At 74.7% G+C, this 24,408-nt stretch carries 20 protein-coding genes; 17 read left to right on the top strand and 3 right to left on the bottom strand.

Annotated features, from left to right (window positions below; translation table 11 throughout):
• The 3 genes from F6X68_RS08695 to F6X68_RS08685 all read right to left on the bottom strand — a co-directional run.
• The coding region (locus F6X68_RS08695) for an AfsR/SARP family transcriptional regulator (protein ID WP_151453767.1) at positions 1-770 on the bottom strand (770 nt) is incomplete at its 3' end.
• A gap of 41 nt (positions 771-811) precedes the next feature.
• Positions 812-2,362: an amino acid adenylation domain-containing protein gene (locus F6X68_RS08690; RefSeq protein ID WP_151453766.1), complete on the bottom strand. Its 1,551-nt coding sequence runs from the start codon at positions 2,360-2,362 to the stop codon at positions 812-814.
• A complete protein-coding gene (locus F6X68_RS08685) occupies positions 2,359-3,708 on the bottom strand; it encodes an MFS transporter (RefSeq protein WP_151453765.1) in 1,350 nt (449 codons plus the stop codon). Before F6X68_RS08685 ends, F6X68_RS08690 begins: the two co-directional genes overlap by 4 nt.
• A 770-nt stretch (positions 3,709-4,478) precedes the next feature.
• On the opposite strand from F6X68_RS08685, the gene F6X68_RS08680 reads away from it, so the two are divergent.
• From F6X68_RS08680 to F6X68_RS08600, 17 genes are read left to right on the top strand one after another with little or no spacing between them, the layout of a single operon-like run.
• On the top strand, positions 4,479-4,727 hold the full coding sequence (locus F6X68_RS08680; RefSeq protein WP_151453764.1) for a phosphopantetheine-binding protein: 249 nt from the start codon (positions 4,479-4,481) through the stop codon (positions 4,725-4,727).
• Between the two features lie 41 nt (positions 4,728-4,768).
• Positions 4,769-7,918, top strand: a complete 3,150-nt coding sequence (locus tag F6X68_RS08675) for an amino acid adenylation domain-containing protein (RefSeq protein WP_225852084.1) — start codon at positions 4,769-4,771, stop codon at positions 7,916-7,918.
• Complete coding sequence (locus F6X68_RS08670; RefSeq protein WP_151453762.1) at positions 7,915-8,640, top strand: alpha/beta fold hydrolase; 726 nt, start codon at positions 7,915-7,917, stop codon at positions 8,638-8,640. Before F6X68_RS08675 ends, F6X68_RS08670 begins: the two co-directional genes overlap by 4 nt.
• The gene (locus F6X68_RS08665) at positions 8,637-9,377 is read left to right on the top strand and encodes an SDR family NAD(P)-dependent oxidoreductase (RefSeq protein ID WP_151453761.1); all 741 of its coding nucleotides are present in this window, start codon (positions 8,637-8,639) and stop codon (positions 9,375-9,377) included. Before F6X68_RS08670 ends, F6X68_RS08665 begins: the two co-directional genes overlap by 4 nt.
• The gene (locus F6X68_RS08660; protein WP_225852083.1) at positions 9,374-10,654 is read left to right on the top strand and encodes a glutamate-5-semialdehyde dehydrogenase; all 1,281 of its coding nucleotides are present in this window, start codon (positions 9,374-9,376) and stop codon (positions 10,652-10,654) included. Before F6X68_RS08665 ends, F6X68_RS08660 begins: the two co-directional genes overlap by 4 nt.
• The gene (locus tag F6X68_RS08655; RefSeq protein WP_151453759.1) at positions 10,651-10,920 is read left to right on the top strand and encodes an acyl carrier protein; all 270 of its coding nucleotides are present in this window, start codon (positions 10,651-10,653) and stop codon (positions 10,918-10,920) included. The genes F6X68_RS08660 and F6X68_RS08655 overlap by 4 nt, the downstream gene beginning before the upstream one ends.
• Positions 10,917-12,248: a TrpB-like pyridoxal phosphate-dependent enzyme gene (locus tag F6X68_RS08650; RefSeq protein ID WP_151453758.1), complete on the top strand. Its 1,332-nt coding sequence runs from the start codon at positions 10,917-10,919 to the stop codon at positions 12,246-12,248. Before F6X68_RS08655 ends, F6X68_RS08650 begins: the two co-directional genes overlap by 4 nt.
• Before the next feature lie 10 nt (positions 12,249-12,258).
• Positions 12,259-13,497, top strand: a complete 1,239-nt coding sequence (locus F6X68_RS08645; protein ID WP_151453757.1) for a phosphopantetheine-binding protein — start codon at positions 12,259-12,261, stop codon at positions 13,495-13,497.
• Positions 13,494-14,993 carry a class I adenylate-forming enzyme family protein gene (locus tag F6X68_RS08640; RefSeq protein ID WP_151453756.1) on the top strand — a complete coding sequence of 500 codons (1,500 nt, stop codon included), beginning with the start codon at positions 13,494-13,496 and terminating at the stop codon, positions 14,991-14,993. The genes F6X68_RS08645 and F6X68_RS08640 overlap by 4 nt, the downstream gene beginning before the upstream one ends.
• A complete protein-coding gene (locus F6X68_RS08635) occupies positions 14,986-16,236 on the top strand; it encodes a type III PLP-dependent enzyme (protein ID WP_151453755.1) in 1,251 nt (416 codons plus the stop codon). Before F6X68_RS08640 ends, F6X68_RS08635 begins: the two co-directional genes overlap by 8 nt.
• A 7-nt stretch (positions 16,237-16,243) precedes the next feature.
• A complete protein-coding gene (locus F6X68_RS08630; protein ID WP_089002193.1) occupies positions 16,244-16,486 on the top strand; it encodes a phosphopantetheine-binding protein in 243 nt (80 codons plus the stop codon).
• On the top strand, positions 16,483-17,640 hold the full coding sequence (locus tag F6X68_RS08625) for an acyl-CoA dehydrogenase family protein (RefSeq protein ID WP_151453754.1): 1,158 nt from the start codon (positions 16,483-16,485) through the stop codon (positions 17,638-17,640). Before F6X68_RS08630 ends, F6X68_RS08625 begins: the two co-directional genes overlap by 4 nt.
• Position 17,641: 1 nt before the next feature.
• Entirely contained in the window at positions 17,642-18,778 is a 1,137-nt protein-coding gene (locus F6X68_RS08620; RefSeq protein ID WP_370518920.1) for an acyl-CoA dehydrogenase family protein, read from the top strand.
• Complete coding sequence (locus tag F6X68_RS08615) at positions 18,772-19,467, top strand: 4'-phosphopantetheinyl transferase superfamily protein (RefSeq protein ID WP_151453752.1); 696 nt, start codon at positions 18,772-18,774, stop codon at positions 19,465-19,467. The genes F6X68_RS08620 and F6X68_RS08615 overlap by 7 nt, the downstream gene beginning before the upstream one ends.
• Positions 19,464-20,405, top strand: a complete 942-nt coding sequence (locus tag F6X68_RS08610; RefSeq protein WP_151453751.1) for a hypothetical protein — start codon at positions 19,464-19,466, stop codon at positions 20,403-20,405. The genes F6X68_RS08615 and F6X68_RS08610 overlap by 4 nt, the downstream gene beginning before the upstream one ends.
• Positions 20,406-20,415: 10 nt before the next feature.
• Positions 20,416-21,981, top strand: a complete 1,566-nt coding sequence (locus F6X68_RS08605) for an amino acid adenylation domain-containing protein (RefSeq protein WP_151453750.1) — start codon at positions 20,416-20,418, stop codon at positions 21,979-21,981.
• Complete coding sequence (locus F6X68_RS08600) at positions 21,974-24,403, top strand: condensation domain-containing protein (protein ID WP_225852082.1); 2,430 nt, start codon at positions 21,974-21,976, stop codon at positions 24,401-24,403. The genes F6X68_RS08605 and F6X68_RS08600 overlap by 8 nt, the downstream gene beginning before the upstream one ends.
• The last annotated feature ends 5 nt before the right edge of the window (positions 24,404-24,408 follow it).

The following is a 24,408-nucleotide window of genomic DNA, read 5'->3' as shown; positions in this document are numbered from 1 at the left end:
GGATCGTTGCGCAGGATCCGCTGTTCCAGGTCGCGCAGGGACTCGCTGGGCTCGATGCCCAGCTCGTCGACCAGCAACCGCCGCAGGTCGCGGTACGCGCCCAGGGCGACCGCCTGCTGGCCGTCGCGGTACAGGGCGGTCATCAGGTGGGCGTGCAGGCGCTCCCGCAGGGGATGCTGGCTGACGAGCACCTTGAGTTCCGGCAGCAGCATGCCGTGCCGGCCCAGCTCCAGCTCGGCGCCGATGCGGGCCTCGACCGTCGCGATCCGGGTCTCCTCCAGGCGGGCCACCTCGGCCATCACCAGCGGGGTCGGCCGGACGTCGGCCAGCGGGGCGCCGCGCCACAGCGCCAGCGCCCCGTCGAACCCCTCGACGGCGGCGTCCGGCAGGCCGGCCGCGAGATCGGCGTGGGCCTGCCTGATCAGCCGCTCGCACTCGCCGATGTCGATCGTCTCCGCGGCGACCACCAGGCGGTAGCCGGGACTGCGGGTGGTCAGGACGCGGCCGTCGCGGTCGTTCAGGGCGCGGCGCAGCCGCCACGCGTACCCGGCGACGAGGCCGCTGGCCGAGGCCGGCGGGTTGTCGTCCCAGAGTTCGGCCACCAGTTGTTCGAGCGACACCACCTGATCGGCCTTGAGCAGCAGCATCGCCAGCAACGCGCGCTGTTTCGCCGAGCCGATCCCCCGCCACTGGACGCCGTCGTGGAACTCCACCGGCCCCATCAACCGGAAACGCAGGCGGGCGGGTGGTGCTTGCCGCGGGATGGGCATCTCTGCTCTCGATTCGTGAGCGTGGTGGGAGTCGGCGCCGCTCAGACCAGTCCGACGTCCGCTGCCAGCCGCCGGCGGTCGACCTTGCCGTTGGCGTTGACCGGGAAGAACTCGACCCGGTGGTACCGCGCCGGCGCCATGTAGGGCGGCAGGTGGTCGGCCACCAGTTCCGCCAGGGCCGCCTCCGCCACGGTGTCGCAGGTGTAGAGCGCGTGCAGCTCGACCGCTCCGGCACCGGGCAGCGCCAGGACGACGACGTCGTGCACCCCCGGGTGCCGGCGCAGGACGGACTCGATCTCGCCCAGCTCGATGCGGTAGCCGTGGATCTTGACCTGGTCGTCGAGCCGCCCCAGGTGGACCAGCTCGCCGTCCTCCCGGCGGACCCGGTCCCCCGTCCGGTACCAGCTCGCCGGGCCGGGCGGGCCGTCGACCGGCGTCGACTGGCGGCCGTCGTGGTCGACGAACCGGCCGGGGTTCTGCGCGGGGTCGAGGTAGCCGTCGAACCGCTGGCCGCCCCGCACGCAGAGCTCGCCGTCGTCCCCGGCGGCCCCGTCGGCCGCCAGCAGGACCCCCTCCAGGTGCGGATGGATCCGCCCGATCGGCACGGTGTCGTTGCTGGTGCGGGGCCACCGCGCCGGATCGGCGGGAAGCTGGTAGCGGGTGCAGGTGACGGTGAGTTCGGTGGGCCCGTACAGGTTCTCCAGGGTGCTGCCCGGCGCGGCGTCCGCCCACGCCCGCGCCTGGGCCAGGGTGAGCTGCTCACCGGCGAAGAGGCTCCACCGCAGGCCCGGCATGCTGCCGGGACGCAGGGTGCGCAGGCGGCGGGCCAGGGAGATCACCGACGGTACGGAGAACCAGTGGGTGATCTGGTTGTCGTTCACGTAGCGGACGGGGGCCAGGGTGTCGCCGGGCGCGGCGACCACCAGCAGCGCGCCGGACGACCAGGCGACGAACATGTCGAACACCGACGGGTCGAAGGTCAGCTCGAAGGTCTGCGACAGCCGCGACCCCGGCCCCACCTGGTAGGCCTGCACGCAGTGCGCGAGGTAGGGGGCGAGGTTGCGGTGCCGGATCGGCACCCCCTTGGGCGTGCCGGTGGATCCGGAGGTGAACAGGGTGTACGCGACGTCGTCGGGGCCGCCGGCGTACGCGTCGGTCCACCGCTCGGCCGGCACGTCGTACCAGCGCTGCTGCGGGGTGTCGGGCAGGTGCAGGACGCCGACCGGCCCGGCCGCCTCGTCGGCCACCCGGCCGCCCGCGTCGTCGGCGAGCAGGGCGTCCACCCCGGCGTGGGCGCAGGTCCGCCGGATCCGTTCCGCCGGCGCGTCGGGGCCGAGCGGCACGACGGCCGCGGCCAGCCGCAGCGTGGCGAGATAGCCGACGTACGCCGCGAGGCTGCGCGACGCGCAGAGCCCGACGACCCGGGGCGGGCGGCCGTGCAGGGCGACCAGCCGGGTGGCCAGCCGCTCGACCCGGTCCAGGAGTTCGGCGTACGTCAGCTCGTGCCCGGCGACGCGCAGCGCCGGGGCGTCGGGATGGCGGCGGACCGTGTCGGTGAACCCCTGGAAGAGCGTCGGGTCGTCCGCGCTCACCGGGAGCCGCCGGTGGTCGCCGCCTCCGGCAGGTCCCCACCGTCGTCGGCGGTGCCGCTGTCGTCCGGGTCGCCGGACGCCGGGGCGGCGGCCGGGCCGTCGACCTCAGCCATGCGCTCCCGGGTGACCACCTTGAAGAACGGGTAGATCAGCAGTACGCAGAGCACCGCGAAGAAGCCGAACGCCACCTGGTAGGAGAAGAACTCGGCGAGGATGCCGGCGAGGATCGCGGCGACCGGGGTCATGCCCCAGGCCACGAGGCGGCTCGCGGCGCTGAACCGACCGAGCATGTCGGCCGGCACCAGGGACTGCGTGATGAACCGGGAGTTGACCGTCCACATCGTGCCGCCGGCGCCGGCGAGGAACGCCGCGGCGCCGATGGCCCAGGCGCTGGACGGCGCGGCGGGCAGCAGCGCCGGGGCCGCGACGAGGGCGAAGGCGCCGACGATGTCAGTGAACATGGACCAGCGTCGGCCGATCCACCGGTTGACCGGCCCGACGATGACGGTGCCGATCACCCCGCCCGCGCCGAGGCCGGTGAGCAGGAAGCCGTACTGCCGTTCGTCGAGGCCGAGCGGGCCGCCGACGGCGTAGACCGGGATGAGGGCGAGCCACGCCGCCCAGCAGCCGGCCATGATCGCGATGAGCAGCGCCATCGTCCGGAGCAGCCGGTGCTGCCAGAGGAACCGGAGGCCCTCGCGGATGTCCTCGTTGACCGAGCGCTTGCGCTCGGGGGCCGCGACCTTGAAGTTGCCGACCAGCAAGAGCAGCAGGATCGCGCCGGCCACGTAGGCGAACCCGGTGACGCTGAGCGCGAGCCCGAACCCGACCGCCACCAGGAAGCCGCCGATCGGCTGCCCGGCGAAGCCGTTGAACAGGTATTCCAGGGCCGTGATCCGCGCGTTGGCGGTCTCCCAGCGGTGTTTCGGCACGGCCGACGGGACGATGGAGACTCCGGCGATCCCGGCCACCACGTCGGCCAGGCCGATGACCAGGGCGGCGGCGTAGATCAGCGCCAGGGTGGGGCTCGCGGCGAGCACGGCGACGAGGAGCGCGCCGACGGCGACCATCCGGGCGATCTCGGCGCCCATCAGCAGGGCCCGCCGGTCCATCCGGTCGACGAAGACGCCGACGTGCAGCGCGGCCACCAACCACGGCAGGCTCATGATGGCCGCGACGGCGGTGACGACGACGGGTGATCGACTGATCTGGGCGGCGAGCAGCGGGAGGGCGATCCGGGCCACCGCGTCGGCGATGTTGGTAGTGCCCGTGAAGATGACCAGAATCCATTCGTTTCGCCTGGCTCCGGGCGGATCCGCCTGCGCTGTGGTTTGAGCTGTGGCCACGACAATCCCTCGCACGGTCTTGAATTGGGAGAAGTGAATCAGAACTCCGCCGCGGAGTTCGCACAGCACCCGGACAAACGATAAGGGACCATTTACCCGACCGTGCTTGCCAATTAGCTGACACGCAATGCCGGGCGGGTCGGGGACCGATCCCGCACTTCCGCCCCGGCCATCGCCGGCAATTCCGATCGGACCGGTCGCCGGGGCTGAACGGAGTCGCAGGTCATCGGGGTCCGCGCGTTGACAGGGTGGTCGTACGGGTATCGGCAGGCGGCTCCAACAATCGCGGAAAGTCCTTTTCGCACCTTATGGGAATACTCTGCGTTGCGCTGGTTGCACCATAGGTCATCCGGGGGAACGTGTCCATCCTCACGTCAGTGCGTCGGCCGGCCCTTCCGGCGGCGGCCACGGCAGCCCACCGGGGACCCGAATAATACGTACGGGGGTTTCTGTCGCCCGGTGCCGCATCTGAGGCGATTACGGCGGCATTGCCGCCCCGCCGGGCCCCGCCTCCAGGCTCGCGCCACTGGCCAGCGCCCCTTTTACGCCGCCTCCGCCCGGTACCGGACGGGCTCCGGGATGCCACCCGAATCAGCGACCAACGACATTCCATCCCGGGAACATCGAGAGAACATCGGCGCCGGGATGCTCGGACCCGTAGAACTTTCAAGCGCAAATTCAGTCGACCCCCACCTCGATCGGCGGCCCGGCTCCTCGCCCGGTTTCCGATCAATGCGGCGCGGCCGACCTCAGGTGAACGGGAAGCAGGGATGACGACTCCAGCTGACCTCGACACGACGATCGCGAAGTACGCGTCGGTGGCCTTCGACGACTCGACCCCCCTGCTGGAGGCCGGCCTCGAATCGCTGTCCCTGCTGCGGCTCGCCGTCGAGCTGGCCGACGACGACGACGCGGAGATCGACGCCACCCGCCTGGTGGACCTCCGCACCGTCGGTGACCTCAAGCAGTGGCTACGCGAGCTGAGCGCCGTGGGCGCCGAGACCGGGGGCGCACGGTGACCACGACGGCCGGGACGGAACCCGCGACGGACACCGGGCCGGTGCGACTGCCGATCACCGAGTCGCAGAAGGGGCTGCTGGTCGTCAACGAACGCTCGCCCGGCCGCGCCGTCTACAACCAGCTCGTCCGCTTCGACATCGACCCGTCGATCCCCGACGAGACGATCGAACGCGCGCTGGCCACGGTGGTCGCCGTCCAGCCGGCGATGCGCCAGGTCTTCGGGCTGCTCCCGGAGATGCACGCGCGGCTCACCCCGCCGCCGGGTCCGGAGGACTTCCCGCTCGAACGGGTCACGGCTCGGCTGCGCGACTTCGAGGAGGCCGTCGGCGCGGCGCAGCGGCGGATCGGCCGACCCGAGTTCGACCTGGCCAATGGCCCCGCGTACCGCTTCGCCGTCGTCCGCTGCGTCGACGAGCCCCGGGTGGCCGTCCTCCTCTGCGACCACCACATCATCCTCGACGGCGTGTCGATGGGGCCCCTGGTGCGGGACCTCCAGGAGGCACTGTCCGGCCGCCTCGCCGGGGCGGAGGTCGAGCAGCGGCGCGCCGCCCGCGAGAAGGCCTTCGTCAAGGAGCTGGCGGCGCAGAACCGCACCGCCACCTCCGACCGCGTCGTCGACCGGTCCCGGGAGTGGGCGGCCCGGTTGCGGGAGGTCCCGCCCCTGGTGCTGGCCCCCCTGCCCGGCCGCGCCGCGCAGACGGAGTTCACCGGCGACCGGGTCAGCTGGTACCTCAGCCAGGCCGAGACGGCCGCGCTGTCGGAGACCTGCCGGCGGCTGGAGATCTCCCCCTTCGTCTTCTTCTCCGGCATCTACGGCACCGTGCTGGCCCGGCACGGCAACGTGTCCAGCGTCCTGGTCGGCAGCCCGTTCATGGCCCGCCGCACGATCGGCGCCTTCGACCTGGGCGGCTTCTTCGTCAACACACTGCCGGTCACCGTCGACGTGGAGTGGAGCCGCACCGTCGACGAGCATCTCGGCAAGGTGGTCCGGGAGTCCATCGACTTCTGCCGCGCGAACGTCGACGTCACCTTCAACCGGCTCGTCGCCGACGTACGGCCCGACCGATCCAGCAACCGCAACCCGCTGTTCTCGGCGATGCTCGCCATGCAGGACACCTTCACACCCGAACCGGGCGGGGCCGTGCTGCGGGTCCTGGAGCCCGGCAACGGCACCGCCAAGTTCGACCTCTGGCTGGGCGCCACCCCCGTCGACGGCCGCTGGCTGCTCGAACTCGAGTACGACCGGCAGCTCATCGCACCCGTCGTCGCCGACGGGCTGCTCACCTCGCTGCGCGACGCCGTACGCGGAACGGTCCGGGACGGCTCGCAACGGCTCGGTGACCTCTTCGCCGACGCCTCCGTCGCGGCCAGCGTCCGCTCCGACGGCTGGACCAGCCCGCTGACCGGCGACACGCCGTGGGACTGGGTGACGGCGGCGGCCCGGCAGCGACCCGACGCCCCCGCGATCGAGGACCCGACCCGCCGGCTCGACTACCGCCAGTTGCTGGCCGAGGCCGAGCGGATCAGCGCCGGGCTCGCCGCGCACGGCGTGGGCCCCCGGGCCGTGGTGGGCCTCGCCGCGACGACGCTCTGCGACACGGTGACCGCCATCCTGGCCATCCTCCGCCGGGGCGCGGCGTACCTCCCCCTGGATCCGGGCCTGCCCGCCGAGCGGCTGGAGTACATGGTCCGGCGGGCCGGCTGCGAGTTCGTCGTCGGCGAGGCCCTGGTGCCGGACGTGCCCACGGTCGCGGTGGCGGACCTGGCCGCCACGACGGAGCCGGTGCCCGACCCGCTGGCCGATCCCGACGCCCCGATCTACGTGATGTACACGTCGGGCTCCACCGGGCAGCCCAAGGGCGTCCAGATGGGACACCGCCCCCTGGCCAACCTCACCAGCTGGCAGATCGCGGCCCTCGGCATGGACGCCGAGACCCGCTTCCTCCAGTACGCCCCGCTCGGCTTCGACGTCTCCTTCCAGGAGATCCTGCCGACCCTGGCGGCGGGCGGGACGGTGGTCTCCCGCGAGCCGGCCGACCGGCGGATGTTCACCGCCGTCCTCAGCCGGATCGCCAGGACCGAGGTGACCCACGTCTACCTGCCGGTCGCGGCGCTGCGACCCCTGGTGCAGACCGCCGCGAGCCGGGGCACCCGGTTGCCCGCGCTGCGCTACCTGTGCGTCTCCGGCGAGCAGCTCATCGTCGACGACGAGATCCGCGACTTCTTCCTCGCCCACCCGCACTGCACCCTGGTCAACCTGTACGGCCCCACCGAGACCCACGCGGTCACCTCGCACCGGCTGTCGTACCGGGACGCGGTCTGGCCGACCCACGTGCCGATCGGCCAGCCGTACCCGCAGGTGAGCGCGTACGTGGTCGACGCCACCGGCCACCTCGCCCCGCCCGGCGTCGCCGGCGAGCTGCTCCTGGGCGGGGACTGCCCCGCCGACGGCTACATCAACGACCCGGAGATCACGGCCGAACGGTTCGTGCCCGACCGGTTCTCCGGTGCGCCCGACGCGACCATGTACCGCACCGGGGACCTCGTGGTCCGCGACGACCGGGGCGACCTGGTCTTCCTGGGCCGGATGGACACCCAGGTCAAGATCCGGGGGTACCGGATCGAGCTGGGCGAGATCGAGGCGGTCGCGAACCAGGTCGACGGCGTCCGACAGTCGGTGGCCGTGGTCCGGGGCTCCGGGTCCGACCGGGAACTCGGGCTGTTCGTCCGTCCCGACGCGGACTCGACCGTCGACCCGGAACAGGTCCGCCAACGGCTGACCACGGCGCTGCCGGTCTACATGCGTCCCCTGTGGATCTTTTCGGTCGACCGGGTCCCGACCACGCCGACCGGCAAGACCGACCGCGACGCCCTGCTGCGGCTCGCCGACGAGCTGCTGGTCGAGCAGCAGAGCGCCGACACCGCCGAGGTCGCGTACGCCGACGACCTGGAGCGGGAGCTGGCCGGGCTGTGGGGCGGGGTGCTCGACGTCGAGGGCATCCGGCCGGACCGCCCGCTCATCGAGTACGGCGCCCACTCGCTGAACATCTTCACCACCCTCGCCGAGGTGCAGGAGCGCTACGGGGTGGCGGTGCCGCTTGTCGACTTCTTCGCCGCGCCCACCGTGGCCACCCTGGCGGGGCTCGTCCGCGCGGGGCGGGGCGGCGACGATGCGGCGGTGACGCCGTGACGACCAGGCTGCCCGGCCGGCTGGTCCCCCTGCTGCGGCGGGGCGCCCGACCGGCGTGCGTACTGCTGCCGGGCGCCGGCGGCGGGCTGCACCCCTACCTGCGGCTCGCCGCGGCCATCGGCAAGACCCACAACGTCGCGGCGGTACGCGCGGCCGGCCTGCTGCCCGACGAGGAGCCGGAACTCAGCATCGCCGAGATGGCCGACGCGGCGGCGCAGGCGCTGGACGCGGACGGCACGGTCCCGGCGGCCGTCCTCGGCTGGTCCCTCGGCGGCTCGGTCGCCTGGGAGCTGTGCGTCCGGCTGGCCGAGCGGGGGCACCTGCCCGACCTGGTGCTGGTGGACGCGACGCCGCTGCCGCGCCGCGCCACGGCCGAGGAGGACGCCCGGGTCCGCGAGACCGTCGTCGGGATGCTCGGGCCGCGCCCCGCCCCGGCGACCGTCGAGCGGGTCCGGCGGGTCTTCGACACCCAGGTCGCCGCCCTCGCCGACTACCGGGCCGAACGGTCGTACGCCGGCCGGGTGCTGATGCTGATGTGCACCGACGAGGAGTTCGGGTTCCGCGCCGAGGCCGAGGCCCGGTGGCGGGAACTGGCGCCTGAGCTCAGCGCCGGGCGGCTCGACGCGGGGCACTTCGACGTCTTCGACCCCGAGCGCCTGCCGCAGCTCGTCGACGAGGTGACGCCGTTCCTCGGCCGCTCCTCCGGTGCGGTGCTGCGATGAGCCCGCTCGCGGTGGTCAGCGGCGGCACCCGGGGCATCGGGCTCACCTTCAGCCGCCGGCTGGTGAAGCTGGGGCACCGGGTGGTCGCGCCGTACCGGGGTGACGCCGTCGCGGCGGCGTCGGCGGCGGCCGAGCTCGGCGCCGCGTTCCACCCGGTCCGGCTCGACGTCGGCGACGCCGACGCGGTCAACGCCGCCGTGGAGACGGTCCTCGCGGAGCACGGCCCGCCGACCGTGCTCGTCAACAACGCGGGCATCAACATCGACCGGCCGTTCCTGGAGATGTCGACCGAGGACTGGCGGCGGGTGCTCGACACCAACCTCTCCGGGGTCTTCCACCTCACCCGGGCGTTCGCGCCCGCGATGCTGGCGGCCGGGCGCGACGGCGTGATCGTCAACGTGGGGGCCACCACCGGCATCCGTCCCCGCCGCAACGGCGTGAACTACTGCGCCAGCAAGGCCGGCCTGCTCCAGCTCACCAAGTGCCTGGCGCTGGAGCTGGCGCCCCGGATCAGGGTCAACTGCCTGATCCCGGGCATGACCGAGACCGACGAGCTGGTGACCCGGTTCCGGCTGGACGACCCGGCCGCCCGGGCGGCGGTGGTCGCGGACATCCCCCGGGGCCGCATCGGCACCACCGAGGAGATCGCCGACGCCCTGGAGTTCCTCGTCGGGCCGGCGAGTGGATACCTGACCGGGCAGAAGCTGATCGTGGACGGTGGGCAGTTCATGTGGTGACCGATGTGGACGAGATCCTGGACGGCGCGACGCGGGCCTGGGCCGAGCTGCCCCCGCCCGGCGACGGGCGCTACGACCGGTACTGCGCGGCGCTCGCCGACCGGCTCGCCGCCGGCTGGGCCGACGTCCTGGCGGCGAACGCCACCGACGTGGCCCGGGGCACCGAGTCGGGCCTCGGCCCCGAGCTGGTGGACCGCCTGGCGCTCGGCAAGCGCCACCTCGACGCGCTGGTCGACCTGATCGCGCGGACCCGTGCGGCGCTGCCGGCGGTGACCGCGCCGACCGAGGGACACCGGGCCGGCAACGGCGCCACCGTACGCCGGCTGCCCAAGCCGCTCGGCGTGGTTCTGATGATCTTCGAGGCGCGGCCGACGGTGACGGTCGAGGGCGCCCTGCTCCCGGTGGCGGTCGGCAACGTGGCCGTCCTGCGCGGCGGGTCGGAGATCGCGGCCACCAACCGGGCCCTCGCCGTCGTCGTCGGGCAGGCGCTGGCGGACGCGGGACTGCCCGACGGCACCGTACGGATCGTCACCGACCCCGACCGCCGGCTGGTGCGGGCCCTGCTGAAGCGGCACGACGCGGTCGACGTGCTGATCCCCCGGGGCAGCCCGACGCTGATCGACTACTGCCAGACCAGCTCCACCATCCCGGTTATCGCCAGCGGCGGCGGGGTCAACCACCTCTACGTCGACCGCAGCGCCGACCTGGAACTGGCCGCCCGGATCGCGCTCGACAGCAAGCTGGGCGAGCCCACCGCGTGCAACACGCTCGAACTGGTGCTGGCCCACGCCGACGTGGCCGAGGAGCTGACCCGGGCCCTGCTGCGGGCCGGCGCCGGGCTGACCGAGCCGTGGCTGCTGCGGGTCGACCCCCGGCTGACCGCCGCCGTGCCCGCCGGGGCGCCGGTGGCCGAGCTGACCGCCGCCGACGACGGCCGCGAGTTCCTGGAACGCGCGGTCGGCATCCGGCCCGTCGCCGGCCTCGACGAGGCGGCGGCCCACATCCGCCGCTTCGGTTCCCGGCACACCGAGGGCGTGGTGGCCACCGACCCGACGGTCGTGAACGGGTTCCTGGCCAGGGTGGACGCCGCCGCGCTGGTGGTCAACGGCTCCCTGCGCCTGCACGACGGTCCGACGATGGCGCTGGGGCCGGAGCTGTCCATCAGCACGGGCCGGCTGCACGTACGCGGGCCCGTCGACCTGTCCGCCCTGCTGACCTGGAGCTGGGTCGTCGACGCCGGGGGCAGGCTGCGCGGCGACGGGACGGAGGCGGCATGACGGACCGGTCCCTGATCAACGAGGCGGTGAAACGGCTGGTCGTACGCGAGTCCCGGCTCGCGGTCGACCCCGGCACGGTCGACGACCACGAGCCCCTCAACGGCGACCTGCTGCGGGTCAACTCGCTCGGTTTCCTCGGCATGCTCGTCCGGCTGGAGGACGAGCTGGACGTGACGCTGCCGGACGACATCTTCGCCGGGCGGGTCTTCACGACCGTCGCGGACCTGGTCGACGTCGTCGCCGACGTGGTGAAGGAGGAGTCGTGACCGAGACGCCCCCGGCCTGGCGCAGCGTCCTGCCGCACCTCGGCTACGAACTGCCCGCGGACGTGACGCCGGAGGACACCGACGGCCCGGTGACCGCCACCCTGCCCCTGGAGCTGATCCGGCAGAGCGTGTCGGCCCGGGAGTTCTGGCCGATCCCGGAGCCCGTGGCCGAGCGCTACCGGGCCTACCGGCCGGCGCCGCTGTGGCGGGCCCGCCGCTTCGAGGCCGAGATCGGGGCCACCGTCCCGATCTACGTCAAGTACGAGGGCGGGAACATCTCCGGCAGCCACAAGTTCAACACCGCGCTGGCGCAGGCCCACTACTACCACCGGGCGGGCTTCCGGGAGCTGGTCACCGGCACCGGCGCCGGGCAGTGGGGCAGCGCCCTCGCCGCCGCCTGCGCCGCGTTCGGCATGGCCTGCACCGTCTTCATGGTCGGCGGGAGCCTGCGCGACAAGCCGTACCGGGGCAGCCTGATGCGGCTCTACGGCGCGGAGCTGCACGCCAGTCCCAGCCCGCTGACCGGGGTGGGACGCGCCGCCGCCGAGCAGCCGGGGCAGGGCAACAGCCTCGCGCTGGCCATCGGCGAGGCCGTCGAGTACGCCCGGGCGGATCCCAAGCGGGCGTTCTGCATCGGCAGCGGCGAGACGTACAGCATCCTGCACCAGTCGGTGATCGGCCTGGAGGCGATCGACCAGCTCGCCGCCGTCGACGCCACCGTGGACGCGGTGATCGGCTGCGTGGGCGCCGGCAGCAACTTCGGCGGGCTGGCCCTGCCGTTCTTCGCCGCCTGGCGGGCCGGCGAGCTGGACGTGCCCGCCGACCTGATCGCGGTCGAGTCCAGCGCCACCCCGAAGCTGACCCGTGGGGTGTACGCCTACGACCACACCGACTCCACCGGCACCGGCCCGATGGAGCCGATGTACACGATCGGCAGCGGGTACGCGATCCCCGCGTCGCACTCGGCCGGGCTGCGCTTCCACGGCGCGGCGAAGCTGATCTCCGCCATGCGGCACCGGGAGCAGATCTCGGCGCTGGCGGTGGGCCAGCGGGAGGCGCTGACCGCCGGCCGGACGTTCGCCCTGACCGAGCTGGTGCTGCCCGCGCCGGAGTCGGGTCACGCGCTGGCCGCCGCCGCCCGCGTGGCGACCGGGCGGGAGTCCGGGCACCCGGCGCGGCACGGGGTGCTGGTCTGCGTCAGCGGGCACGGCCTGCTCGACCTGGCCGCGTACGACAAGCTCCTCGCCGGTCTGCCCGAGGACCGGCCGGCCGACGCGGACGCGTTGCGGGCGGCGACGGCGTCGCTCCGCGCGGTCCACGAGATCTGAAGGGCGTGACATGGTCGCTGTGCCTGCGGTGCCGACGCGCAGCCGGGAGTGGACGCCGGTGCTGACCGGTCTCCGCGCCGACGTGCTGGACTGCGTACAGGTGAACCTGGCCGCGCTGGCCGACCGGGCCTACGGGCCCGGCGCGCACCTGGCGCTCGGGGCCACCCTGCGCTTCCACACCGCCGAGGGGCCGGCCGGGACGCCGGCGGTGACCGCGTCGGTGGACCAGCGGCTGGCCGAGGCGGCCGACCTGCTCGGCCTGCGGGTCGCCCGACGCTGGGACGACGTGCCGGGCGCGCGGCTGCGCGAGCTGGTGGCGGAGCATTCGCCGCTCTACGTGGTCGCCGACACGTTCACCATGAGCTGGCTGCCGTACGCCGGAAACCAGCACATGGAGCACAGCTTCCTGCTGGTCGACGCCGGTGAGCACTGCGTCGTGGTCGACGGCTACCACAACTCCACCCAGTGGGGTGACGCGCGACCGGGGACGTGGCGGATGTCGGCCGCCGACTTCGACGCGGCGGTGCCCCGCGCGACCGCGATGACCGTCGTCGCCGACGGCACCCCGGTGCTCGACCGGGCGGCGGTGCTGCGGGACAACGCCGCCGCGTTGCGCGCCGAGGCCGACCGGATCGAGGACTACCTGGCGGCCGTCCGGCGGCGGGCGGGCGAGGCGGAGGCGGCGGCCCAACTGGTGCTCGACGTGTGGCTGCTCGGCCGGTCCCGGGCCCTGCACGCCGCCTGGCTGGCCGGCGACCCGGACGCCGCCGACGCGGCACGGGAGGCCGCCGGTCGCGCCGACGCCTGGCTCGCGCTCGCCGGGCAGAGCTACGTGGCGATGCGCCGGGTCCGCCGGGGCGGCGTCTTCCCCGCCCCCGTCCTCGACCAGCTCGCCGGCCTGCTGCGCGACGACGTGGCGCTCGCCGGACGGCTCGCCGACGCCGGGCCGGTGCCACCGCCGAGGGGCGGGCCGGCCGCCGACCCGGGCCGGATCCGCGAGGTGCTGGCCGACGAGGTGCGTGGCGTCCTCGGTGTGGGCCCGGAGGTGCCGGTCGACGGGCGTCCGCTGCGGACGCTGTCGGGCTTCAACTCGTTCCGGCTGGTCGAGGTGATCGAGCGGGCGGAGACCCGGCTGGGGGTGGAGCTGGACCCGGACGACCTCACCGGGACGGCCCTGCACGACCTCGACTCGCTGGGCGCCGTGTTCGAGCGGGCCCGGCCGGCGACGCAGGGGGTGTCGGGCCGGTGAGCGGGCTGCTGCACGAACTGCTGGACCGCACCGCGGCCGCCCGGCCGGACGCACCGGCGATCGCGCGTGGCGACCTGGTCCAGAGCTACGGCGAGCTGGACGCCGCCAGCCGGCGGCTCGCCGGCTGGCTCGCCGGGCGGGGTGTGCGCCGGGGCGAGCGGGTGGTGGTCTGCCTGCCCACCGACCCGCTGCTGCCCGCCCTGCTGTACGCCTGTTCCCGGGCGGGCGCCGTGTTCAGCGTCGTCAACGACCAGTCCCCCGCGATCGCCCTGGCCCACGTGCTGACCGACGCCGAGCCGGCGCTGCTCGTCAGCGACAGCCCCCGGGCGCTCGCCGTGGCCGCCGAGCACGGGGTGCCGGCCGTCGGCTCGGCGGAGCTGCGCCGGATCGTGCGCGACGGCCCGGACGCCGAGCCGGCGGCGGCCCCGCTGGCCGTCGATCCGGTCTGCCTCATCTACACCTCCGGCAGCACCGGCATGCCGAAGGCGGTGGTGTCCACCCACGCGCAGGTGGTCTTCGCCGCCGGGGCCATCGCCGCCCAGCTCGGCTACCGGGCCGACGACGTCGTGTGGTGCGCCCTGCCGCTCTCCTTCGACTACGGCATGTACCAGATCTTCCTCAGCACGCTGGCCGGCGCCCGGCTGCACCTGGCCTCCCCCGCCGACACCGGCCCGACGCTGCCCCGGCACCTGGTGAACAGCGGCGCGACCGTGCTGCCCGCCGTGCCCGCCCTCGCCCGTGGCCTGGCCCGGATGCTGTCCCGCCCGGGCACGGCCGTGCCGGCGCTGCGCCTGCTCACCAACACCGGCGCGGCGATGCCGCCCGAGGTGCTGCGCGACCTGCGCGCCCGCATCCCCACGCTGCGCGTACAGCTGATGTTCGGGCTCACCGAGTGCAAGCGGGCCGCGATCATGCCGGTGGACGAGGACCTGCGCCGGCCCGGCGCCTCCGGGCGGGCCCTGCCCGGCACCGAGATCCTGATCGTGGACGCGGACGGCGCGGCGGTGCCGCCCGGCACCGTCGGCGAGATCGTGGTCCGCGGCCCGCACGTGATGGCCGGCTACTGGCGTCGCCCGGACCTCACCGCGCAGCGCTTCCCCCGCGCCGAGGGGCTCTTCCCCCAGCTACGCACGGGCGACCACGGCTGGCTCGACGCCGACGGCTACCTCTACTTCGTCGGCCGGCGCGACGACATCTACAAGGAACGCGGCATCCGCGTCAGCGTCACCGAGGTCGAGGCGGCGGCGCACCGGATACCGCAGATGCAGGCCGCCGCCGTGCTGCCGCCCCGCGCCGAGGACGGCGGCGACTCGGCCACCCTGTTCGCGGTGACCGAGCTGACCGCGCCGGAGGTGCTCGCCGCGCTGCGCACCGAACTCGACGAGATCAAGACGCCCCGGACCTGCCTGGTCGTGCCGGAGATCCCGCTGACCCGCAACGGCAAGGTCGACCGGGCGGAGCTGTACCGGATGTGGTCGGAGCGCGCCCGTGTCTGAGCTCGCGGAACTCTTCGACCGGCCGGACGCGCCGCAGACCCCGGCGTACCTCTACGACACCGACGAGCTGGCCCGCTCGTACGCCGCGCTGCGGGCCGCCCTGCCCGGGCCCGCCGAGCTGTTCTACTCGCTCAAGGCCAACCCGCACCCGACGGTGGTCGCCGACCTCACCGCCGCGGGGTGCCGGGCGGAGGTCTGCTCCCCCGGCGAGCTGCGCGTCGCGCTGGCGGCCGGCTGCGATCCGGCCGAGGTCCTCTACACCGGCCCCGGCAAGCGGGACGTCGACCTGGTCGAGGCCGTACGGGCCGGGGTGGGGCTCTTCTCCGTCGACTCGCCGTACGGGCTGGACCAGCTCGACCGGGTGGCCCGCGAGCACGACGTCGAGGTCCGCACGCTGGTGCGCATCAACGACGACACCCCGGCCCCCGGGCAGGGGCTCACCATGACCGGCGTCGCCTCGCAGTTCGGCGCGGACGTGCGCTGGGTGCTGGACCGGCCCGAGCTGTTCGGGCCGCGCCGGAACGTGTCCCCGGTCGGGTTCCACCTCTACATGGGCAGCAACGTCGACGGCGAGGACGCCCTGCTCGCCCAGTTCACCCAGTCCGTCGACACCGTACGGCGGCTGGCGGCGGCGACCGGGACGCAGCCGGAGCTGATCGACCTGGGCGGCGGCTTCGGGGCGCCCTTCGCGCGGGCCGGCGACCGACCGGACCTGCCGAAGCTGGCGGACCGGCTGACGGCGTTGCTGGGCGACGCCTTCCCGGGCTGGCCGGAGCGTGGACCGGGGGTGGCCTTCGAGTCCGGCCGGTACCTGGTCGGCACCTGCGGCACGCTCGTCACCCGGGTCCTGGACGTGAAGCGGTCGCAGGGCGCCACCGTGGTGGTGCTGGAGTCGGGCATCCACCACCTCGGCGGGATGTCCGGGCTGCGCCGGCTGCCGCCGATCGTGCCGGACCTGGTCACCGTGGACGCGGCGGCCGGCGCGCCGGTGCCCGGGACCATCGTCACCGGGCCGCTGTGCACGCCGCTGGACACGTGGGCCCGCGCCGCGGCCCTCCCGCCGCTGGTCCCGGGCCAGCTGGTCGCCGTGCCCAACGTGGGCGCGTACGGCCTCTACGCCAGCCTGGTGGCCTTCCTCGCGCATCCCATGCCGGTCGAGGTCACCGTCGCCGGGGGCCGGATCACCGGCGTGACCCGGCTGGAGCTCACCCGGCACACCGTCATCGGCAGCGACAGGGGTTGATCTGACAATGGACGCCGCTTTTCCGGACCTGCTCAAGCCGTTCCTCAAGTACGCGGGAACGCAGCCCATCACCGCCGAGGCCTCGCTCAACGAGCTGGGCCTGGACTCGATGCGCGCGATCGAGCTGCTGTTCACCATCGAGGACACCTACGGCGTGTCCATGCCCGACGAGCTGCTGACCGACAGCACCTTCGCCACCGCCGGCAGCCTGTGGAACACCATCGAGTCGCTGCGGGGGCGGGCGGCGTGAGCACCGCGACCCGCCACGAGGCCGCGCTGGAGCAGGTGCTGGCCGCCACCGCCGCGCACGCGGAGCAGGCCGACGAGGCGGCGGAGTTCCCCGTCGCGGCGCTGGACGCGATGCGGGCCACCGGCCTGCTCGGCCTGCTCGTGCCGGCGGAGCACGGCGGCGGGGGCGGCGGGCTCGGCGACCTCGTCGACGTGACGCTGCGGCTGGCCCGGGTGGACATGTCCGTCGCGTTGATCTTCGCGATGCACTGCCAGCAGGTGGTGGCGGTGGTCCGGCACGCCGACGGGCCCCTCGCCGCGCGGCTCCTGCCGGAGCTCGGCAAGGGCGACGTCTACCTCGCCTCGGTGACCACCGAACGCGGCAAGGGCGGACACCTGCTCAGCTCGGAGTCGACGGTCCGGCAGGACGCCGGGACGTTGACGATCGACCGGGACGCCCCGATCGTGACCGGCGGCCAGCACGCCGACGCGTACCTCATCACCACGCTGGCGCCGGACGCCACCTCGCCCAGCCAGGTCTCCCTGGTGTACGCCCGCCGCGACCAGCTGACCCTGGAGGTGCGCGGCGGCTGGCAGCCGCTCGGGATGCGGGCCACCCAGAGCGTGCCGATGCGGCTGACCGGGCGGGTGCCGGCCGACCAGGTGATCGGCGCACCCGGGAAGTTCCGCGAGATCGTCGCCCCCACCTTCGGGCCGCTGGCACACATCGGCTGGTCGGCGGCGTGGCTCGGCGCGGCGACCGGCGCGCTGTCGCGGATCCTGCACCACATCCGCGACGCCGGCCGGGGCCAGTTCGATCCCTCCTCGGAGCTGCTGCTGACCCGGCTGGCCCGGGTCCGGGGCCGGCTCGACCTGGTCAACGCCCTGCTGCGGCACACCGTCGCCGCCGTGGAGGGCACCCCGGACGTGGCCGACCCGTCGACCCAGCTGCTGGTCAACTCCCTGAAGGTGCACGCCGCCGAGCAGTGCTTCGCCGCCGCCGACGAGATGGTGGAGCTGGTGGGCCTGCGGCACGGCTACCTCAGGTCGTCGCCGCTGTACCTGGAGCGCGTCTTCCGGGACCTCCGCTCGGCCTCGCTGAACTACGCCAACGACCGGCTGCTGCTCGTCAACGGGGCGCTGACACTGCGCGACCGGCAGGTGCACCTTGCCTGAGCTGCGGACGGCACCGACGACGGCCCCCACGGCGCCCGTCCCGGCGGCACCCGATCCCGGCGCCGACGTGGCCGCGCGTACCGAGGCGGCGCTGCGCGGGCTGGCCACCCCCGCCGACGCCCGCGCGGTGTGGCGGGCGCTCGGCGAGCACGGCCTGCTGCGCGACCTCGGGCCGGCCGAGCTGCCGGGGCTGCTCGGCACCCTCGACGCGTACTGCCCGGTCGGGGTGGTGCTGTCGGTCTGCGTCCAGGTCGCCAGCGCGCTGCCCGTCCTGCGCGAACAGGTCGACGCGGAGCCGGCGGACGGGCCGGTGCGGGCCGCGTACCTCGACGCGGTCGCCGGTCGCGCGACGCTCGCGCTGGCCGCGACGGACCGCGACGGCGCCGGCTCCGACCTGATGGAGCTGGGCACGACGGTACGCCTCGACGACCGGTCGCTGGTGCTCGACGGCGGGAAGCGGTGGATCACCAACGCCCGCACCGCCGGCCACGCGCTCGTGCTGGCCCGGCACCGCCCGCAGCGGCACTTCACCAGCTTCGTGTGGGTACTGGTGCCCACCGACGCCCCCGGCGTGCGGGTGTCCGCGACCCGGGGCACCCCGCTGAGCGGCGCCGGCCTGGGCGACCTGCACTTCGACCAGGTGTGCCTGGACCGGTCGTACCTGGTCGGCCGGCCCGGCCGGGGCATGGTCAGCTTCGCCCGGCACATCGCCACGGAACGCTTCGCGGGCGGCGTGTGGGCCGCCGCGATGTGCCGGCGGGTGCTCGCCGACACCCACCGCCGGCTCGTCGAGCGTCCCCTCGGCGACGGCCGGGCCTGGGACAACGCGGCGATCCGGGAGCGGTTCGCCCGGTGCGTGGTGGAGGCCTGGCGGATCGGGGCGGCCTGTGACGCCCACCGGAGAAGCACCGAGCCCCTGGTGACCAGCATGCTGCTGAAGACCTCGGTGGCGCAGGGCCTGGACGTGGTGCTCGGCGAGTGCGCCGCCCTGCTCGGCGCGGAGGCGTACGCCGAGGGCGGGCTGGCGCAGCTGCGGGCCGCCGCCGGCATGTTCGCCACGGCCGGCGGCGCCACCGGCGCGATGCTCGCCGGGATCGCCGAGCACGTGCCGGACCTGCTGCGGGACCGGCCGTGGTGACGGCCCGGCAGCGGACGGCGCTGGCCTGCCGGGCACGGCCGCGCCGGGACCCGACGGGCCGCCACCGGGGCATCGTCCGGCTGCGGCTGGGCGCCCGGGTGCGGGTGGCCGTGGCCGAGCAGCGACTGCTCGCCCACCTTCCGCCGGCCCCGGCGGACCTGGCGACCGTCGGTGACCTCCCCGCCGGCCCGCGCGCCGAACGGCTGGCCGCGCGGGCGCTGCTGCGCCTGCTGCTCGCCGCCGAGCTGGGCCGGGCGGCCGGCGCCACGCCGATCGCCGCCCGCGACGGCGGCCAGCCCCACCTGCCCGAGTGGCCGGGGATCAGCGTCAGCCTGTCCCACGACGCCGGGACGGTGGCCGCCGCGCTCGGCCGGGGCGTGCCGGTCGGCCTCGACGTCCAGGTGCCCGTGCCCGCGCCGCCGGCCCTGCTGCGCCGCTGCTGTGCCCCGGCGGTCCGCGCCGCCCTGGACCGGCTGCCCGCACCGGCCCGGGACCGCGAGTTCGCCTGGATCTGGACGGTGCAGGAGGCGTGCGTGAAGGCGACCGGGGCGGGCCTCGCCGGCCGGCCCTGGGCCATTCCAGTGCCGGCGGGACGGCGGACGGGCCGGTGGGCCGACCTGCGGTGGGTGAGCCTGCGCGGGCACAGCCGGGTGCCGGCGAGCGTGGCGCACGTGGTGGGTACGCGATGACCGCCCCCGACCCTCGCTTCGCCGGGCTGAGCTGCTACACCGCCAACCTGGCCGGCTACCGGGCCGGCGAGTTCGCCGACACCCCCGACCGGTTCGCCGACTCCGTACGCGTCGCGGTGCGCACGGACCTGCCGGAGGGGCAGCTCGCCTTCTCCCACCACCGGGTGCCGCTCGACCGGCTGCCGGACGGCACCCGCCTGGCGTGGGCCACCGCCCCGGTCGACGGCGTCGTCGAGTCCGTCGACGCGGAGCTGCGGCGCCACGGCCGGGTGCTGGTGGTCACCGACAACGCGGCGCTGCCCTGGTCCCCCTCGGCCGGCGGCACCGCCCACGCGCCGCACTGGCTGCTGGTCGACGACCGGCGCGGCGACGACTGGCACGTGGTCGACGGGTTCAGCGGGCTGCTGCCCGCCGGCGAACAGGAGCCGTACGCCGGCTGGCTCGGCACCGCCGGGCTGCTCGCCGCGATGACCCCGCCGCCGGCGTGGCGCCCGGAACAGGACCGGCGCAACGCGCTGGCCTTCGGCTTCTGGAGGCCCCCGCCGGCCGGCGGGCACCCGCACTGGCTCGTCCGTACCGGCGCCCCCGGGGACGAGCCGGAGCTGCCCGGCGACTGGCTGCTGGACGAGGACACGGCCCTGGAGTTCCTCCGCGACCACGTCGTCGCGCACCCGGAGGCCGCCGGGGCGCACCTGGACGACCTGTGGGCCGTCGCGCAGCACCGGACGTTCCGGTACCGCCACCTCGGCGACGACGAGGCGGTGCGGGCCTGGGCGGACCTGCCCCGGGCCCTGCGCTTCGCGGTGGAGTCGGCCCGCCGGGGACGCCCCCGGTCCGCGCTGGTGCGGACCACCTTCGACCACCTGCGGCACCTGGAACGAGACCGGTCGACCACCCCAGCGCCGGCGGCGGAAAGCCCGCACCGGCAGACCTTGTGAAGGATGTGCGATGCAGACCCGTACCCTCTACGACTGGTTCCGTACGTCGGCCCGGCAGTACCCGGACAACGTGGCGATCGAGGTCGCCTCGGACGCACTGACCTACGCCGAGTTGCGGGCCGCGGCCGAGCGGTTGTCGGCCGCCATGCAGCGCGCGCCGGGACGGCCACCCCGACGGGTCGGGCTGCTCACCTCCCGCAGCCTCGTCGGCTACATCGCCTACCTGGCCGCCCTGCGGCTCGGTGCGACGGTGGTGCCGCTCAACCCCGCCAATCCGGCGGCCCGGAACCTCGCCATCTCCGACGAGGCAGGGCTCGACCTCGTCATGGTCGACGACACCTCCGGCGACGGGCTGGCCGAGTTCCGGGCGCAGACCACCGTCACGGTCCTCGACCTGACCGGTGAGGGCTGGCGCCGGTTCCTCGCCCCGGGCGACGCGACGGAGATCCCGCCGGAGGTGGAGCGGGGCCGCGACGACTTCGCGTACATCATCTTCACCAGCGGCACCACCGGGAAGCCCAAGGGCGTGCCGGCGACCCACGCCAACGTCGACTCGTTCCTGACCGAGGTGACCAAGCGGTACCGGTTCCGGCCCGAGTCGCGGGTCTCGCAGACCTTCGAGATGTGCTTCGACGGCTCGATCCTGGCGATGTTCGGCGCGTGGGGCACCGGGGCCACCCTGTGCGTGGCGCAGCGCGGCGACGTGCTGACGCCGGTGCGCTTCATCAACACGAAGCGGCTCACGCACTGGCTGTCCGTGCCGTCGCTGATCTCGTTCGCCAAGCGGTTGCGGGCGCTGGCGCCGGAGAGCATGCCGACGCTGCGGCTGAGTTCCTTCGGCGGGGAGCCGCTGACCATCGAGCAGGTCAACGACTGGACGGCCGCCGCGCCGAACACCGCCGTGATCAACTGCTACGGCCCCACCGAGACCACGGTCATCGTCACCGCGTACGAGGTGCCCGCCGACCCGGCCGCCCGGATCGAGTCGTCGAACCGGTCGGTGCCGATCGGGGACATCTATCCGCACCTCGACTACGTGCTGCTCGACGAGGACCTGCGCCCGTGCGACGACGGCGAGCTGTGCGTCCGTGGTGAGCAGCGCTTCCCCGGCTACCTGGACCCGACGGAGAACGCGGGCCGGTTCGTCTCCTTCGACGGCGACCGGGCCCGGCTCTACGACGGCACCGGGCCGTTGACCGCCGCGCACTGGTACCGCACCGGCGACCGGGTCCGTCGCGAGTTCGGCGAGCTGGTGCACCAGGGCCGCATCGACCACCAGGTGAAGGTGCGCGGCAACCGCGTCGAGCTGGCCGAGATCGAGGCCGCCCTGCGCGCCCACGCGGACGTGGTGGAGGCCGTGGTGCTCACCGTGGCCGGCTCCGACGGGGAGCTGGACCTGCACGCCGTCTACACCGGCGCCGCGCTCGCCGACGACGACCTCACCCACCTGGTGGGACACCTGCCCCCGTACATGCGGCCACGGGCGTTCCACCACCGGGCGGAGATCCCGCTGACCGAGGTGGACAAGGTCGACCGCAAGCGGTTGACCTCCGAGCTGCTCGCCACCCGTGGCTGAGCAGCACGCCGGGGCGGCCCCGGGCCCGGTCCCGGCCACCGGCATGCAGGAGGCCCTGTGGTGGGTGCACCAGCGGGCCCGGAACCGGTCCGTCTACCACCTCACCTGGCGGCTCGCGGTCGATGAGCCGCTCGACGAGGCGGCGCTGGCCGTCGCCTGGCAGGCGATGGTCGACCGGCACGAGGCGTTGCGGACCTCGGTCGTCCGGCAGGCGGACGCCGTCACGCTGGTGGTGGCGCCCCGGATCGTCGTGGGCCTGCACCGGGTGGAGGTGGACGACCCGGGGCCCGCCGACCCGGGCACCCTGCTGCGGCTCGTCGCCGAGGAGGTGCACGCCGGGCCGATGGAACCGGAGGCAGCACCACTGGCCCGGATCACCCTGGTCCGGGTCGGCGACCGGCACGAGGTGCTGCTGACCGTGCACCACGTGGTGCTCGACGGCTGGGCGGTCCAACTGCTCGTCGGCGAGCTGTCCGAGGCGTACGCGGCGACTCGGGAGGGACGTGCCGTCAGCTTCCCGGCCGACCCGGTGCCGTTCAGCACGTACGCGCGGGAGCAGGCCGCGGCCCGCACGGACGGCCGGTGGGACAAGAGCCTGGCGTACTGGCGCGACGCGCTCGCGGGCGCCACCTCCGCCGTCCTGGAACCCGATCTGCCGGGCGAGGTGGCCAGCGGCGCGCCCGGCGCGATCCTGCGTTACGGCTTCAGCGCCGAGGCGGGCGCCGGGATCGCTGCCCTGACGAAGGCCACCTTCGCCACCCCGTTCGCGGTCATCCTCGGCGCGGCGCAGATCGTGCTCGCCCGGGCCGGCGCCGGGCCGGACGTGGCGGTGGGCGTGGTGACCGCGAACCGGATGACCGCCCGCGACCAGGCGCTGCTCGGGTACACCGCCAACCTCTGCGTGGCCCGGGCCACGGTCGACGGGGCGGACACCGTCGCGGGGGTGGTGGGTGCCGCCCGGGACGGGATGTGGCAGATGCTGACCCACCAGGCGGTGCCGTACCCGGTGGTGTTCGGGGCGCTGCCCGAGGCGACCCGGAGCGCGCTGGGCGATCCCGCGCCGCTGCTGCTGAGCTACCTCGGCCCGATCGGCACCGACCTGCGGCTCGGCCCGGTCCCGGCGACGCTGCTGCCCAGCCCGAACCGGGCCGCCCGGGCCGACCTGGCGATGTCCGTCTGGGAGGCCGACGGCGGCTACCTCGCCGAGATCGAGTACCACACCGGGCGCTACCGGGAGAGCAGCGTGCTGGCCCTGCTGCACGACCTGGACGAGGTGCTGGCCGACGGCGGCGCCGAGCCGCAGCGTACGGTCGGCTCGTTCGACGTCGCCACCCGCGCCCGGGCCGGCCGCGCGGCCCCGGCCACCGTGGACCGCGACCGGGCGACCGGCCCGCTGCCCGAGTCGGCGGACTGGCAGCACGTCGTCGCCGCCTGGACCGACGTGCTCGGCGGCCCGCCGGCCGACGCGGACGTCGATTTCTTCGCCGCCGGCGGAAACTCGCTGAGCGCCCTGCGCCTCGTGGACGCGCTGACGGCCGACGGGCGACCGGCGGTGGACGTCGTGCGGTGGCTGGGCGAGCCAACCCCCCGCCGGCTGGCCGACCTGCTGGGCAACGGGTCGCAGCCGGTGGCGGCGGAGTCGACGCTTGTGGAGTTGCGGGCGGGCCCGGGGCCGCACCTGCACCTCGTGCACGGCGCCGGGGGCAGCCCGCAGGACTACCAGGACCTGCTGGCGGAGCTGCCGGAGCACTGGCGGGTGACCGCCTCCCGCGACAGCGCGGAGCTGCCGACGGTGGCGGCGCTGGCCCGCCGGTACCGGGCCGACCTGGACGCGGCGGGGCTGGTCCCGGACCTGCTCGGCGGGTGGTCCTTCGGCGGTCAGGTCGCCTACCAGATGGCCGCCGACCAGGCCGGACGGCGCTCGGCGCTGGTGCTGCTGGACTCCGCCCCGCCCGTCGGGTACGAGCTGCCGGCCGACGAGGTCCGGGACCGCTTCGACACCTTCACCGAGAACATCCACCGGGCCCTCGACCTGGAGCCGGACGCCCCGAGGCCCCGGGTGACGGGTGGCCCGGAGCCGGCCGGCTTCGACGAGCGGCTGGCCCTCGGCGCGCTCGCGGCCAGCCTGGCCGCCGTCCAGCAGCCCGTCCCCACGGCGCTGCTGGCGCACCGGTGGCGCAGCTACGAGCGCCACGTCCGGGCCAGCGCCGAGTACGTCCACGACGGCCCGGTCGACACTCCCGCGCTGGTGATCGGCGCGGACCTGCTCGACGCGCAGCTCGCCCAGTGGACGGCGCGGGTCGGGGCGGCCCGGTCCCAGCGGATCGGCACCGACCACTTCGGAGTGTTGCATTCCGCCGCCGTGACGCAGGTGGCGGCGGCCGTCATCGATTTCGCGCGCGTCGCGGCGGCGCGAGGTTAACCAAG

Source organism: Micromonospora sp. AMSO12t (genome assembly GCF_008806585.1).
Taxonomy (GTDB): Bacteria; Actinomycetota; Actinomycetes; order Mycobacteriales; family Micromonosporaceae; genus Micromonospora; species Micromonospora reichwaldensis.
The sequence above is the reverse complement of the archived record's forward strand: the minus strand, read 5'-3'. Positions and strand labels throughout refer to the sequence as shown.

Excerpts from the sequence above, each read along its gene's own strand:
- F6X68_RS08680 (WP_151453764.1), top strand. The coding sequence starts at position 4,479 with ATGACGACTCCAGCTGACCTCGACACGACGATCGCGAAGTACGCGTCG.
- F6X68_RS08665 (WP_151453761.1), top strand. The coding sequence starts at position 8,637 with ATGAGCCCGCTCGCGGTGGTCAGCGGCGGCACCCGGGGCATCGGGCTC.
- F6X68_RS08655 (WP_151453759.1), top strand. The coding sequence starts at position 10,651 with ATGACGGACCGGTCCCTGATCAACGAGGCGGTGAAACGGCTGGTCGTA.
- F6X68_RS08645 (WP_151453757.1), top strand. The coding sequence starts at position 12,259 with ATGGTCGCTGTGCCTGCGGTGCCGACGCGCAGCCGGGAGTGGACGCCG.
- F6X68_RS08630 (WP_089002193.1), top strand. The coding sequence starts at position 16,244 with ATGGACGCCGCTTTTCCGGACCTGCTCAAGCCGTTCCTCAAGTACGCG.
- F6X68_RS08610 (WP_151453751.1), top strand. The coding sequence starts at position 19,464 with ATGACCGCCCCCGACCCTCGCTTCGCCGGGCTGAGCTGCTACACCGCC.
- F6X68_RS08605 (WP_151453750.1), top strand. The coding sequence starts at position 20,416 with ATGCAGACCCGTACCCTCTACGACTGGTTCCGTACGTCGGCCCGGCAG.